At 59.0% G+C, this 14,042-nt stretch carries 16 protein-coding genes; 12 read left to right on the forward strand and 4 right to left on the reverse strand.

Going from position 1 to position 14,042, the window contains the following annotated elements:
- The first annotated feature begins 3 nt into the window (after window positions 1-3).
- The 5 genes from dnaB to DXY37_RS05860 all read left to right on the forward strand — a co-directional run bounded on the left by dnaB (window position 4) and on the right by DXY37_RS05860 (window position 5,396).
- The gene (dnaB, locus tag DXY37_RS05840; RefSeq protein ID WP_115125780.1) at window positions 4-1,422 is read left to right on the forward strand and encodes a replicative DNA helicase; all 1,419 of its coding nucleotides are present in this window, start codon (window positions 4-6) and stop codon (window positions 1,420-1,422) included.
- 96 nt (window positions 1,423-1,518) lie between these two features.
- The gene (mnmG, locus tag DXY37_RS05845; protein ID WP_115125996.1) at window positions 1,519-3,495 is read left to right on the forward strand and encodes a tRNA uridine-5-carboxymethylaminomethyl(34) synthesis enzyme MnmG; all 1,977 of its coding nucleotides are present in this window, start codon (window positions 1,519-1,521) and stop codon (window positions 3,493-3,495) included.
- Window positions 3,496-3,519: 24 nt separating this feature from the next.
- The gene (locus DXY37_RS05850; RefSeq protein ID WP_115125781.1) at window positions 3,520-4,269 is read left to right on the forward strand and encodes a hypothetical protein; all 750 of its coding nucleotides are present in this window, start codon (window positions 3,520-3,522) and stop codon (window positions 4,267-4,269) included.
- Window positions 4,270-4,283: 14 nt separating this feature from the next.
- A complete protein-coding gene (locus DXY37_RS05855; RefSeq protein ID WP_115125997.1) occupies window positions 4,284-4,877 on the forward strand; it encodes a chorismate lyase in 594 nt (197 codons plus the stop codon).
- A gap of 87 nt (window positions 4,878-4,964) precedes the next feature.
- Entirely contained in the window at window positions 4,965-5,396 is a 432-nt protein-coding gene (locus tag DXY37_RS05860; protein WP_115125998.1) for a hypothetical protein, read from the forward strand.
- Window positions 5,397-5,539: 143 nt separating this feature from the next.
- On the opposite strand, the gene DXY37_RS05865 is transcribed toward DXY37_RS05860, so the two are convergent.
- Window positions 5,540-6,121 carry an RNA helicase gene (locus DXY37_RS05865; protein ID WP_115125782.1) on the reverse strand — a complete coding sequence of 194 codons (582 nt, stop codon included), beginning with the start codon at window positions 6,119-6,121 and terminating at the stop codon, window positions 5,540-5,542.
- A gap of 110 nt (window positions 6,122-6,231) precedes the next feature.
- Complete coding sequence (locus DXY37_RS05870) at window positions 6,232-6,780, reverse strand: SprT family zinc-dependent metalloprotease (RefSeq protein ID WP_115125783.1); 549 nt, start codon at window positions 6,778-6,780, stop codon at window positions 6,232-6,234.
- Window positions 6,781-6,872: 92 nt separating this feature from the next.
- Here DXY37_RS05870 and DXY37_RS05875 point away from each other — a divergent pair, with 92 nt between their 5' ends.
- The 4 genes from DXY37_RS05875 (at window position 6,873) to DXY37_RS05890 (ending at window position 10,799) form a co-directional block, all read left to right on the forward strand.
- Window positions 6,873-7,292 (forward strand): hypothetical protein, encoded by a 420-nt coding sequence (locus DXY37_RS05875; RefSeq protein ID WP_067093707.1) that lies wholly within the window; start codon window positions 6,873-6,875, stop codon window positions 7,290-7,292.
- A 48-nt stretch (window positions 7,293-7,340) separates the two neighbouring features.
- A complete protein-coding gene (gene ligA / locus DXY37_RS05880) occupies window positions 7,341-9,404 on the forward strand; it encodes an NAD-dependent DNA ligase LigA (protein WP_115125999.1) in 2,064 nt (687 codons plus the stop codon).
- A gap of 85 nt (window positions 9,405-9,489) precedes the next feature.
- Entirely contained in the window at window positions 9,490-10,617 is a 1,128-nt protein-coding gene (locus DXY37_RS05885) for a TIGR00341 family protein (RefSeq protein WP_244276901.1), read from the forward strand.
- Window positions 10,614-10,799: a hypothetical protein gene (locus DXY37_RS05890; protein ID WP_115125784.1), complete on the forward strand. Its 186-nt coding sequence runs from the start codon at window positions 10,614-10,616 to the stop codon at window positions 10,797-10,799. The genes DXY37_RS05885 and DXY37_RS05890 overlap by 4 nt, the downstream gene beginning before the upstream one ends.
- On the opposite strand, the gene DXY37_RS05895 is transcribed toward DXY37_RS05890, so the two are convergent.
- Entirely contained in the window at window positions 10,781-11,422 is a 642-nt protein-coding gene (locus tag DXY37_RS05895) for a TVP38/TMEM64 family protein (protein WP_115125785.1), read from the reverse strand. The two genes, DXY37_RS05890 and DXY37_RS05895, sit on opposite strands and share 19 nt — an antisense overlap.
- A 138-nt stretch (window positions 11,423-11,560) precedes the next feature.
- Here DXY37_RS05895 and DXY37_RS13050 point away from each other — a divergent pair, with 138 nt between their 5' ends.
- Genes DXY37_RS13050 through DXY37_RS05905 form a run of 3 tightly spaced genes read left to right on the forward strand, consistent with a single transcriptional unit; the run spans window position 11,561 to window position 13,235 of the window.
- Complete coding sequence (locus DXY37_RS13050; protein WP_136975562.1) at window positions 11,561-11,848, forward strand: hypothetical protein; 288 nt, start codon at window positions 11,561-11,563, stop codon at window positions 11,846-11,848.
- A gap of 32 nt (window positions 11,849-11,880) precedes the next feature.
- Window positions 11,881-12,099: a hypothetical protein gene (locus tag DXY37_RS05900; RefSeq protein ID WP_371637917.1), complete on the forward strand. Its 219-nt coding sequence runs from the start codon at window positions 11,881-11,883 to the stop codon at window positions 12,097-12,099.
- A 26-nt stretch (window positions 12,100-12,125) separates the two neighbouring features.
- Window positions 12,126-13,235, forward strand: a complete 1,110-nt coding sequence (locus DXY37_RS05905) for a mechanosensitive ion channel family protein (protein WP_244276903.1) — start codon at window positions 12,126-12,128, stop codon at window positions 13,233-13,235.
- Between the two features lie 17 nt (window positions 13,236-13,252).
- On the opposite strand, the gene DXY37_RS05910 is transcribed toward DXY37_RS05905, so the two are convergent.
- Window positions 13,253-14,041 (reverse strand): ABC transporter permease, encoded by a 789-nt coding sequence (locus DXY37_RS05910; RefSeq protein WP_115125787.1) that lies wholly within the window; start codon window positions 14,039-14,041, stop codon window positions 13,253-13,255.
- Window position 14,042 lies beyond the last annotated feature (1 nt).

Genomic DNA, 14,042 nt, shown 5'->3' on the forward strand with positions numbered 1-14,042 from the left:
GCCATGGTGAGCGTTCCCTTGTCAGAGTCCGGTGGCGAGTTCACCGAGGGGGAACGCCGCGGTTTCGGCAAAGGTCGACGGCGTGAAGAACCCAGCTTCGAGGCACTGCCCGATTCAATCCCGCCGCAAAACCTGGAAGCGGAAGAAGCGGTGCTGGGCGGCATCCTTCTCGACCCGGATGCCATCGGTCGCGTAGCCGACGTGCTGCAACCGGAAGCGTTTTATCTCAATGCCCATCGGGAGATCTTCCGCACGGCGGTGATGCTCCATAGCCAGGGCAAACCGACTGACCTCACAGCAATGACCGCCTGGTTAGCGGACACCGGTGCTCTCGAAAAGGTCGGTGGCAGCAGCAGGCTGGTGGAGCTGGTGGAACGCGTGGCCTCCACCGCTTCGATCGAACAGGTGGCACGATTGGTGATGGATAAATATCTGCGCCGGCAGCTGATCCGCTCGGGCAACGAAGTGATCCAGCTGGGCTTTGATCAGGGCCTGCCGATGGAGCAGGTGCTCGACAAGGCCGAGCAAACCATCTTCGCGATCAGTCAGGAAAAACCATCGCAGGGTCTGACGCCCACCGCCGAAATTCTCACCAGCACCTTCAACGAGATCGAGAGCCGCTCGTTGGGCACCTCCGTGGCGGGCATCCCGGTGAATTTCTACGACCTGGACGCCATGACCCAGGGCCTGCAGCGCAGTGACCTGATCATCGTGGCCGGACGCCCTGCCATGGGCAAAACATCGATCGTGCTCAACCTGGCCAAGAACGTGGCCCAGTTGCACGACCTGCCGGTGTGCGTGTTCTCTCTGGAGATGAGTAAGGAGCAGCTCACCTACAGATTGCTGTCGATGGAAGTAGGCATCGAAGCGGGCCGGCTGCGCACAGGTCGCCTGCAACAAGAGGAATGGCCCCTGCTCGGCCAGGGCATCAACACCCTCGGCCAGCTGCCGATCTACATCGACGACAAACCCAACTCCGGCGTGCTGGAGATGCGTTCCCTCTGCAGGCGACTGATGGCCGAACAGGGCAAGGAGCTGGGGCTGATCGTGATCGACTACTTGCAGCTGATGGAAGGATCGAGTCCCGATAACCGCGTGCAGGAGATTTCACGGATCACCAGAGCTCTCAAAGGCATGGCAAGGGAACTGAACGTGCCGGTGATTGCCCTGTCTCAGCTCAGCCGTGGCGTGGAATCGCGCACCAACAAACGCCCGATGCTCAGCGACCTGCGCGAATCGGGCTCGATTGAGCAGGACGCCGATCTGGTGCTGATGATCTACCGCGACGAGTACTACAACCCTGAAACTCCCGACCGCGGCATTACGGAAGTGATCGTGACCAAGCACCGCAACGGACCGGTGGGCACCGTGAAACTGCTGTTCGAGCCACAGTTCACGCGCTTCCGCAACCTCGCCGCCTGATCAGCTCACACTCCTGCTGGTCTTTAACTCATTGTCGAATTGCCGTCAGTTGATTGCCAGAAAGCACAGAAAACTGCTGCATCAGAGAATGAAGTGATGACTGCCCCCACAGCTCCTACCGAAGTCTTCGACGTGATCGTCGTGGGAGGAGGCCATGCCGGCTGTGAAGCCGCCATCACGGCTGCCCGCCTGGGGCTGAACACAGCACTCTTTACCCTCAACCTCGACCGCATCGCCTGGCAGCCCTGCAATCCGGCCGTGGGTGGACCAGCCAAAAGCCAGCTGGTGCACGAAGTGGATGCTCTCGGCGGCGTGATTGGGCGCCTCGCTGATGCCACAGCCATCCAAAAGCGAATCCTCAACGCCAGCCGCGGCCCGGCCGTGTGGGCCCTCCGTGCCCAGACCGACAAACGACAATATTCGCGGCAGATGCTGCAACTGCTGCAACACACCCCCAACCTGGCTCTGCGCGAAGCGATGGTCACAGGTTTGGAGATCGAAGGCGATCCCAGCGGTTGCGGACCAGCATGGAATCCCAGCCAGGGACCAGCCACACGCATCACGGGTGTGAGCACCTACTTCGGCAGCGTCTACGGCGCCAAAGCGGTTGTGCTCACGGCAGGCACTTTCCTGGGAGGCCGTATCTGGGTCGGGCACCAGTCGATGGCCGCTGGCCGTGCCGGTGAGCAGGCTGCAGAAGGACTCACCGAAGCCCTGCAGCAGCTTGGCTTCCACACCGACCGTCTTAAAACCGGCACCCCAGCTCGTGTCGATCGGCGCAGCATCGCGCTCGATCAACTGGAGGAACAACCCAGCGACGCTGCAGACCGCTTTTTCTCTTTTGACCCAGGCTCATGGAGCAGTGGCGAACAGATGAGCTGTCACATCACCCGCACCACAGCGGCAACCCATCAACTGATCAAAGACAACCTGCACCTCACCGCGATCTACGGCGGCGTGATCGACAGCAAGGGGCCCCGCTACTGCCCATCGATCGAAGACAAGATCGTTCGCTTTGCCGACAAGGACAGCCACCAGATCTTTCTGGAGCCCGAAGGTCGCGACACTCCTGAGATTTATGTGCAGGGGTTCTCCACTGGGCTGCCTGAGCCCATCCAGCTGCAATTGCTGCGCAGCCTGCCTGGACTGGAACAGTGCGTGATGCTGAGACCGGCTTACTCAGTCGATTACGACTACCTGCCAGCCACCCAGTTGCTGCCGTCGCTGGAAACCAAGCGAGTGGAGGGGCTGTTCAGCGCAGGCCAGCTCAACGGCACAACCGGCTACGAAGAGGCCGCTGCTCAGGGCCTGGTCGCCGGACTCAACGCCGTGCGACGCATCCGCGGCCAGGAGGCCGTGCACTTCTCTCGGGAAAGCAGCTACATCGGCACGATGATCGATGATCTGGTGAGCAAGGATCTGCGCGAGCCCTACAGGGTACTGACCAGCCGCAGTGAATACCGCCTCGTGCTTCGCGGTGACAACGCCGACAGGCGCCTGACACCTCTCGGCCGAGACCTGGGCCTGATCGATGACCGCCGCTGGCAGTTGTTCGAGCAAAAACTCGCTGCCATGGAAACCGAAAAGCTGCGGCTGCAGAGCCAGCGGCTCAAAGTGAGTGACCCGGTGGCAGCGGCTGTGGAAGCGGAGACCGGCGCCCCGATCAAAGGATCGATCACGCTGGCAGACCTGCTGCGCCGACCAGGAATGCACGCAGCAGACCTGATACGCCATGGCTTGGCTGATGCCGATTTGCCCCTACCGGTGCGGGAAGGAGCAGAGATCGACATCAAATACAGCGGCTATCTCCAGAGGCAACAGCAGCAGATCGATCAGGTGAGACGTCAGGGCAAACGCAAGCTGCCCGCAGGGATCAATTACGCCCTCATCAACACGCTGTCGCGCGAAGCCCGTGAAAAACTGGCCGACGTGCGTCCGCTCACCCTGGGCCAGGCCAGCCAGATTCCCGGTGTCAGCCAGGCAGATCTCAGCGCCCTGCTCGTCTGGCTGGAACTGCAGCAGCGTCGCAACCATAACAAGGCATCACTCGCCTCCAACGCAAACGCTCGATAGCGTTAGCGCACTCACCAGTCTGCGGTGCCCACACGTCTCCCCACCTCCAGGGATTATTGGAATCTGCGCGCCGAGCAGGTCATGGACCGCGTATTCAATGACAGAGACAACATCCTGGAGACCGTGCAGGTCCAGGTTTATCCGCAGACAGCTCAGTCAGCGCAGGGAGCTCAGACAGAAGCAAGTACTCTCAATCTTCCTGCACTCACCTGGCCGCAAGTGAGCCTGGCTGCCCTGGGTCTGATTGCCGTGCTGGGCAGCAGCGGCCTGGCACTGCACTGGGGGCTGAGCCAGCAGGCGCTGGAGCGGGAAGGAAATCTCGCCTTGATCGAACGACTGCGCAACAACCAACTCGCTCAACGCACGAACAACCAAAACAAACCTGCTCCAACAACCACATCACAGACAGCCACGGAGCCATCGAGCGAAGCGACTTCAACATCAAACGAACTGGAGATCAGCGCACTACCGAACGCATCAGCGACACAACTTGATCCGATCACAGTTCCACTGCCGACAGCCAAAGTCACCAGCACCACTTCAATCGCTGGTCAAGCACCAGCGGTCGCACCGCAACCTCTGCTGGTTGGTGTCGTTCACGCCGGCAACGGCGACGGCTCAGCCATCTTTCAACTCGGTGACCTTTCCCTCTCCACGGTCCCCGGTGAAGCAATCGGCAACAGCGGCTGGACTCTGCAAAGCGTCAGCACCAATGGCGCGGTGATTGAGCGATCGGGTGCAAGGCAAACCCTGAGTGTCGGAGGTGCCTTCTGAACACGGTGAGCGCCCTGATCCCCTCCCCTTCTGTGCTGTGGGAAGCCCCGACATCCTCAGTTCTGGCAGGCGACGAACCTGGCTGGCTACCAGGCCCATGGAGACTGATGTTGCTCGGAGATGGCAGTCCCACCAGGCACCTGCGCTTGCTCACAGGTCACAGCGTGCAAGTGCGTCTGATCGCGATGGACGCGGACGCCAGCCTCAACAACGCAACAGGCGGACCACGACCAGCGGAGGTTCAGGAACTGCAACCACCCCTGCTGCGCCGCCAGGTGTGGCTGAACTGTGGCGACACCACACTGGCCTGGGCCGAAAGCTGGTGGAACCAGGATGAAGCAGAGCGCAATCTGAGCAACCGTGAACAGCCGATCTGGCTCAGCCTCACCCAAGGACGGTCGGAACTGTTCCGTGAAGTTGATGGACTGGCACTAGTCACAGAACCATGGCTGGAAGAGGGGTTTGGCGAACAAGGGCCCTTCTGGAGCCGCCATTACCGCTTCTTCCGGCAGGGCAAAGAACTCACCGTGATCCGTGAAGTGTTCAGCCCGGCACTTGAGCGCTGGCTCGGAGAAGCGCCGAGGCGACCGCTTCATGCAACGTCATGAAGAAAATCAGCGTTTGATGCGGATTTTCACTTGACAACTTGCCGGCTGTTGTGCTGGAGCAATCATGACCTCATCGGCAATGGTTCCATGGCCACCTCCACCTGGATAACCCTCAACGATCTGGGCCGGAATTTCGGCATCTCCTCAATCCACTGCGGACGTGCCCTCGAACATGAGGGATGGCGTGACCGACACGGACGTCCCACAGACGCAGCACTCGCGGCAGGTGCCGTTGATCAACTCACACCACATCGGAGTGGACGTTCAGTGCTCTGGAACGCTGATCTTTGCGCCAACATCCTTGAGCGATGTGGTTACAGGCCAGTGACGCGATCTGAGCGCATCAGCCAATGGACAGATCTATTGGAGGCCATGACCGCCGGCTCGCCATCGATCACCACCACAGCGGATCAGATGGCTGAGGAGTTACCCACCGATCTGGTGGAAGACGTCAACCATCAACTGAACAGGCGGGGCTGCAGCTATCAGGTGCGCCGGCCACTTAGTAACCGGCACTGAGCTAATTGGGCCAGGCCATCCGTAAGGCTTCGGCCTGCTTGCGCGCCTGCTCAAACTGTTCCTTGAGCTTCAAGAGACGAATTAAGTAGTATTACTCATCGTGTTGATGAAACAGCATCAATCGCAAATCGAAATGCTGTCACTCAATCGCGACGGCGACTCGAACGTGGCAAGGGACGTCGGGATGACGACCGAGAGGTTGGCGATGAGGCTGTCGGAGAACTAGCTGTTGGCGAAGAACCAGACTCTGTCAAGCCATCACGATTGGCGGATCGCTTCCAGCGTTCCACCCGGAAACTGTCGTCTTCTGGCCAGACATCGTCTTCTTCGGACGGACTCACAGACGACGTCGCAGTCACTGGCGGAGGCAACACCGGCTGGCGGCGGGAGAGCGCCTGCAGTGGCCGTTTGCGCCTTGAAGGCGTTGATCGTTCAAGCGATGGTGAAACGTCTGCAGGCTTAGGACGTGCGGACTGCCAACTCTGGGGCCGCTCAGACACCTCACGCCAGTCATCCTCTTCATCCAACAGCCAGTCGATTCGGTCACCAACCCAACGACCCATCGCATCCAAGCGGGAGGCGCCATCCAGGCGATCCAAACTGCGTCGCCCCGGTCTGGCTCCGGAGACACCATCCACGAGCTGACGTCCGGTATCCAACCAGCGGTCCAGCCGCCGGTCCAAGGGATCAGGACTGCGCTGCGAGCGTTGTCGACGTGAATCCATGCACCGACGTTACCGACGTCTGTGCTGCAACCAACGCTCCCGTTGCAGGCCAATCAGCACGATCGAAACGCCGCCTGCCTCCAACACCCAGAGAAATACCTCCATTTCGCTCAGCTCAGTTCCGCTGCTGGTTCGTAGCGAAGCAGACAACTGGCATTCCAGCGACCCCCATGAAGCCGATCGCAGCACAATCGACAGGCCGCCTGACGCATCCTGCGGCGATACGGAGTCTGGCGGCCGCATTGAGGACAGATCGCAATCCAGCGCGGAGAGCTCTGCGGCACAGGGAAGCGGTGGCGCACGCTGACCTCAAATCGTGTCTGAGCGGCGTTGATGGTCTCCATACGATGCCGAAAGCAGGGTCCATGCCCCTCCTCGCGCTTCAGCACCAGGTCCACCCAGGCATGGATCATCTCGTGACAGAGGGTGCTTTCAGTGGCCTCTCTCGGTAGAGGATCCAGCAAGGGTTTGGACAAGACAATTTCACGTCCGAAGGGGGGCGCGACAGCAGGCCCTCGCCGGTAGAGACCGGCCGTACGACGCAAGCGACCATCACTCCAACGCAACGCCAGCAAGGGTTGATGTCCTTGGCAGAGAGCTCCCTCGAAATGCTCCCGATTCAGGCGATGAAACAGAGGGAGCAGCGGCTCGAGCGGCATGAGTGGCGGTGGCCTTGAACAAGATGGTCGGCCCAGTCTGCCTCCATCTAGCGGTCCGTCAGTCAGACTCTGCACTCACTTGGAATCAGCTGATGGATCTGGGTCTGGTGCGGGAGATCGGGAGCAAGGCCCTCCTGGCCGGGGGTGGTGCCCTGCTTCTTTATTGGACGATCACCGCCGTAAAGCTGGTGCTCAGCGCCCGCGGCATCAACCCGCTGATCAAGCAATTTTTCACGCAGGTGGCGGCAGGGCGTGTGGATGCGGCCTATCTACTCACCACCAAGTCGTACCGACAGCACGTCAACCGACAGCAATTCATTCGCTTCCTCGCAGGCCTCAAGCTCAACCGCTTTCGCAACCTCAAATCCGGTCGGCCACGCCTGCAGGAGGGCAGCATGATCCTCACCGTGAAGCTGATCGCGGAAAACAAGGAAGAGATGCCCCTCGACTTCACCTTTACCAAGGTGGAAGACACCTGGAAAATCGAGCGGATCGCCACCGTCAAAAGCTGAGTCGGCCTGCCCGTGACAGCTCCAGCTCCAGACAACGCGCCGAATCAGATCAGCGAGCGCGCCGCTGAACTGAGGCAGCTGCTCACCCGGGCCGCCCACGCGTACTACGTGCTGGATGCTCCCGAACTGGAGGATGCTGTCTACGACAGGCTTTACCGCGAACTGCTGGATCTGGAGACAGCTCACGCCGAACTGGTGATCAGCGACAGTCCGACCCAGCGCGTAGGGGGAACGCCCTCGGAGGGCTTTACCAGCGTGACCCACCGCATCCCGCTGTTCAGCCTCGACAACGCATTCAGCCCCGAAGAGTTGCGCAGCTGGTATGCACGCCTGCTGAAGGTGCTCGACAGAGAGCCACAAGCGGGTGCACCCGTCCCTGCACTAGCCATGATCGGTGAACTCAAGATCGACGGCAATGCCCTCGCTCTGAGTTACGAGAACGGAGTGCTGATCCGAGGCACCACCCGCGGCGATGGGGAACAGGGAGAAGAGATCACCACCAATGTGCGCACCATCACGTCGATCCCCCTGAGGCTGCATCTCGATCCCCCACCCGACTGGGTGGAAGTTCGTGGCGAGGCTCTGATTCCCGACCGCACCTTCGGTGCCATCAATGCCGAGCGTGCAGCGCGGGATGAACCGCTCTTTGCCAATCCCCGCAATGCCTGTGCCGGCACCCTGCGCCAACTCGATCCAAAAGTCGTAGCGGCACGACGACTGGATTTCTTCGCGTACACACTGCACTTACCGGAAGACTGGGATGGGCCACGCCCGACCAGCCAGTGGGAATGCCTCAGCTGGCTGAGAAACGCAGGCTTCCGGGTTAATCCCAATGCAGCCCTGCTGCCGGATCTCGCTGCGGTGGAGAGCTTCTTCAACAAATGGGACAGCCGCCGTCACGACCTTGACTACGCCACAGACGGAGTGGTGGTGAAGCTCGACGACCTGCGCCTCCAGGACACCGCGGGTTTCACGCAGAAAGCACCACGGTGGGCCATCGCTCTGAAATACCCCGCCGAGGAAGCTCCAAGCCGGCTGGTACGCCTCACCTGCCAAGTCGGTCGCACCGGCGTGGTCACCCCAGTGGCCGAATTCGAACCGGTTACTCTGGCTGGTACCAGCGTCAGTCGGGCCACACTGCACAACGCCGACCGGCTGGTGGAACTGGATCTCCACAGCGGCGACACGATCGTGGTGCGCAAGGCCGGCGAGATTATCCCCGAAGTGCTTCGCGTACTTCCCGAACTCAGGCCTGAAGGCGCACAGCCCCTTGACCTTCCCCATCAATGCCCCAGCTGCAACTCCGAGCTGGTTCGCGAAAGCGGCGAAGCCGCAACCCGCTGCGTGAACAGCAGCTGCCCGGCAATCCTGCGCGGCGCTCTGCGTCACTGGGTGAGCAAGGGAGCTCTCGATGTGGAGGGAATGGGCGGCAAATTGATCGAACAGCTTGTGGAAAGGGGTCTGGTACATGCGATCTCCGACCTATACCGCCTCGATGCCGCACTGCTGAGCAGCCTGGAACGGATGGGGGAGAAAAGCGCCGAGAACCTTGTGTCAGCCATGGAGGTATCCCGTGCCCAGCCCTGGGCACGCCAACTCTATGGGCTCGGCATTCACCACGTGGGCGAGGTCAACGCCAAAGCCCTCGCAGCAACATTTCCGGACGTTGCCACACTGTCCGAGACAGCCATTGATCACCCTGAAGCGATCAGCGAGCTGCATGGGATTGGTCCTGAGATCACTCAAAGCCTGCAGCAATGGTTCAACACAGGAGCCAATCAGACGCTGATTCAGCAACTTCAAAACGTGGGCCTCTCGCTGGCCACCACTGAGCAAGAGCGTCAAGACTTGGCAAGCCGCAGCAGCTCGGATGGAGTGCTCTCCGGGCAGACCGTGGTCCTCACTGGCACACTTCCCTCGATGAGCCGCAGCCAGGCGAAAGACCTGATTGAAGCCGCAGGTGGCAAAGTCAGCGGCTCCGTCAGCAAAAAGACCTCCTTCGTGCTCGCTGGAGAAGAGGCCGGCAGCAAGCTGGAGAAGGCCAACAAACTGGGCATCAAGGTGATTGATGAAGCGGGACTGGTCACCTTGCTGCAATCCATCGAAACCTGAACATCGCTGCCCGTGATCGATGCGTCCGATCACGGGTTGTGATGACGGAGACTGAACAGACCGTCATGTTCAGCGTCAAGCGCCAGTGGACTCCTCATCTCCCTTTGGAAGCTTTCTGAACAATCTGTCCGGTGAATGGCAGATCAACCTGGAAAGCAGGATCCCACGCAAGGAGCTCTACCAGGCCCGCATCGCGTCATCGAAGCCTTCTCTTGGTTTTTTCGTACTGCTGCTCTGCGCAGCGGTGATCGCCACGCTGGGACTGATCGCCAACAGCACTGCAGTGGTGATCGGAGCCATGATCGTGGCGCCGCTGATGGATCCAATCCTCAGCCTCGCGTTTGCACTCTCCATAAGCAACAACAAGCTGGCGAAGCGTTCGCTGCTGACGGTGGTGATCGGAGTGATCACCGTAGTCGCCACATCAGCACTGCTCGCATCCCTGCTGGATGTGAGTGAAGTGAACCGGGAGATGACCTCCCGCACAGCTCCCAACCTGATCGACCTTGGCGTCGCCGTAGCGGCTGCTGTGGCCGGATCCTTCAGCATGACCCGCGAGAGGCTGTCGAATTCGCTGGCCGGTGTTGCCATCGCCGTAGCGCTGGTTCCACCACTGTGCGTTTGCGGCATCGGCCTGAGCATGGGCAATGAGGTGGTGGCAGTGTTTGGTCGCGGCACCGTGGCCGGCATCACCAATCAGATCTCCGAGGGCTCGTTCCTGCTGTTCCTTGCGAACCTGATCGGAATCACAGTGGCAAGCCTGTTCGTGTTCCTCGTGCAGCGCTACGGAAGCGTCCTTCAGTGCTGGCGCAATCTGGCGCTCTGGCTGGGTTTTCTAGGACTGTTATGCATTCCACTGTCCTCAGCTCTGCACGACTTCAGCATCAAGCAGGAGATTGAAAGCAAGTTCGATACCTTCAAAGCTGGGCAGGTCCGTCAGCTCAAGCTCACCAGCGACAACCCTTATCTCTGGCAAAGGGTGCGATTGCTGTTCAGCAATGTCGGCGTGATCAACAACAACGCCACTGTGGATCTGGTGTTCAGCGCACCAAAGGGAGTACTCACAGAAGACTTGGCCAACAATTTCTCTGCAGCCTTAGTGAAGAAAGGGAAAGAGGAGTTAGGCCTCGATGACATCAAGGTCACGATCAGCGTGATTCCGAATCAGATCAACAAATTCAGCGATGCCATGACCTTGCCAACAAGCCGATGAACCAAGCCAATCATCATCCAGCCGTTTTCCGCTGGATCAAAACGGAGTGCGGTCGGACCAAATATGCCGACCTCAGCAGCCGCAGCGGATTTACCGCAAAAGCCAGGCTGGGTTGGTTTGTCGTCATCGCAGCTCTGCGTGACTGGCGATTGCCTGATCCTGATCAGAGCTCAGGATCCTGAGCCTCCGCGCCTGCTTCCTGGAGAACTTTGCGAGCGGAGCGTCCCACTAGCCACACCACACCCACCGTGGACAGCACCCCCACGACACGAAGCACCCAGGCCTGCGCGGAGGTCTCTCCGGCCAGCACCTCACCAAAACTTGCTGCGCTGCCGGCCAGGGCGCCGAGAGCGCAGAACAAAATCGTGCCGGGAATGATCCCTATCAAACCGAGGTTGTAGTCCCGCAGACTCACCTCACTCAATCCGTAAGCCAGGTTCAGCAAAGAGAACGGGAAAGCGGGTGAGAGGCGCGTCAGCAACACCAAGCGAAACCCCTCCCGACTGACGGCCTTCTCAATCGCCAACAACTTCGGGAAACGACTCAAGCGCTGCTGCGCCCAGCCCCTGAGCCAGTGCCGACCAAGCAGGAATGCAGCCTCCGCTCCAAGGGTTGCCCCAGCGAACACAATCAGGCTTCCCAACCAGGGGCCATACAACGCGCCCGCCAACATCGATGCCCAGATCCCTGGCAGCAGCAGGGTCACCCAGGTGGCGTAAAGCGGAATGAACAGCAGGGCACCTGCAGGCGACTCCAGCCATGCCAAAAGAGCGTCGGTATCGATCAGCTGTGCGATGACGTCCATCCTTCATCCATTTGTGCCATCACTGTTCCTAGGACCGCAGCAACAACACAACCGCACCACACTGACCAAGGCAACAGTGAGATCAGAACACTGACCCAACCCTTGTCAGGCTTAGCGTCGAGGCCTTGAAAGGAAGACTTGCAGGCTGCTGTGCAACATCATTGTCTCCGGGCACCACTGATCCGCCAGCGCTTGCTGTTGCTGGGGGTTCTCTGCGCAGCTGGGCTACTGAGCTCCTGCAGCAGTAGCGGTCGAACCTCGATCAAATTGCTGCGGGTCGCCCGCATCATGCCGACCAATGAAAAGGTCACCACGGTTGACAGTTCCCGGGATCGGAAGCGTCTGAGCAGCTTTCAGAACAATCTTTGGGATGTGGTTCCAGGCCTACGCATTCAACCCGCTCTCTATCGGCAGCGGCTGTTGTGACTGAATTTGCGGAATCCTCAATCAACTACAAGATGTCGTTCTGGGTCACAGATCCTCTCGATGCCTTCAATGTGGGCAGTGATCTACGTCGTGCAATCTGGGAACGCTTCGAGAAAGAGAAGATCACCATTCCCTTCCCTCAGCGTCAGATTTACCCGATGGAGTGGCCGCCCAAAACGCAACAAAGCCTCAGGCCCCAGCTGCAAGCTGAGCAGGTGATTGATCAGGAAGCCACAGAAGACATGAGCTAGGTTCGCGACAGCGAAGCACGAGTCGCGTGACTCAGTCTCATTTGGCAGAGAAGTTACACCTCCAGTTCCTGCAAACCAACCTCGGATTACTAGTCGGAACCTTGGCTCTTTTAGGGGCCTGGCTGCTACTGCAGATTCTTAGCCGCCATGGACGCAACATGGGCAGCCATCTCGCCGCAGCGCTGCGGCGACCTGTGCTGTTCGGGCTCGGCACCTCGCTCTACGCCAGCTGGATCATCCATCAACTGAACAAAGAGCTTGGACTCGGGCTAGTCGCTCAGTCTCAAGTGAACAAAATCTCCACAACTCTGGTGATTGCAAGCATCACCTGGGCCGTGATGAATATCGGCCAGACCGTGGTGCGATCTGCCTCGATGAGGCGATGGATTCGAATCGAAGACCAGCAGGATGAAGCCATGCTGATCAATGTGATGAGCAGGCTATACACCATTTTTGTGCTGCTTGTTGCGACCGCGGTTCTGATGGTGAACTTCGGAGTTCCGTCGGGAGCCATTGCCACCATGCTTGGCGGAGCAGGAATCGGCTTATCCTTCGCGACCCAACAAATCAGTCAGAACTTTCTCTCTGGCTTCATGCTGTTTTTCAACCGCCCATTCCGCGAAGGCGACTGGATCAACGCAAACAACCTGGAAGGGACGGTTGAAAGCATTGGCTGGTACTACACCAGAATTCGCACTTTTGACCGCCGGCCTTTATATATTCCGAATTCAGTGTTTGCAACAAACCCGATTGAAAATCCAGGCGAAATGTATAACCGCAGAATTCGAGCTAATGTCAGCTTGCGCTATGAAGATTTAGACAAGATTGATGGCATTTCCAAGGAAGTTCGCAAGCACCTTCAGCTACATCCAGACATTGATCAGAGTCAAACCATTCTTGTAAACTTCAACGAATGGGATGCATCGTCGATCAACATGATGGTTTATTGCTTCACCAAAACAACAGTATGGAAAGACTGGCTTGATATTCAACAATCCATTTTTCTTGATATTGCTGGAATTGTTCAACGCAGCGGCGCTGATTTTGCCTTTGACTGCACCACGCTGTATCCAGCACCAGGCTCCGATTCGAACACCCTCATCAATTCACTGAATCGAAGCAACCCAACGTCATGAGAGCCAAATCAGCTCAGTTAGCTGGACGCCGAGGTGTAGTGACGCAGTGCAAACAACCAAAAGCTCCGGGCAGCGGCAAAAAACACTGCTGACAAGACAAAACCCAAAGCCAACAACGGAAGTGATGCCCTCCCCAAGAGCACCTCAGCAGGCACTGTGGTGAGAAACGCGACAGGGATCACCAGGGTGAACAGCAGCCGCAAGGGGGCGGGGTAAGCCTCAAGCGGATAGCGCCCAGACGCCAACACGGCCCGCAGCACTTCCGTGGCGTTCCAAGTCTTCACGAACCAGATGCTGGTGGCAGCGATCAGAAACCACAGCGAATAAAGAATCAGCGCAGCAACCAACAGCATCAGCAACACAGTGACCAGCACAGCCGGAGTCAGCACGACACCGGATTGGTACGCGCCCCAAGCGGCCAGGCCTAGGCCCAGAACGACTTCAGACAGTCCCGCTGGAGCGAAGGTGCGCAGTGACACCCAGAACTGACTGTCGATCGGTTTGAGCAGCACAAAATCAAGGGTGCCCTCACGCACATAGGTGACGATCGCTCCGAGGTTGGGCCTCAGCCAGGCGGTCGTCATACCGTCGAACACGGTATAGAACCCCTGAACGATCAAAGCCTGGTTCCAGTTCCAACCCCCAAGCTCCCGGCCGGGACCAAAGAAAAGAGACAACAGCAGCAGGCTGCCGCCGAGGCTGAGGACCACGGCCAGCAGCTCCACAACCACATTCAGCTGATATTCCAGCTGGGTGGCCAGAGCGGTTCCCCAAAAACGGCGCAAGGTTCGCCAGTAGCGCCCCATC

The organism is Synechococcus sp. GEYO (genome assembly GCF_900473955.1).
Classification (GTDB): Bacteria; Cyanobacteriota; Cyanobacteriia; order PCC-6307; family Cyanobiaceae; genus Synechococcus_C.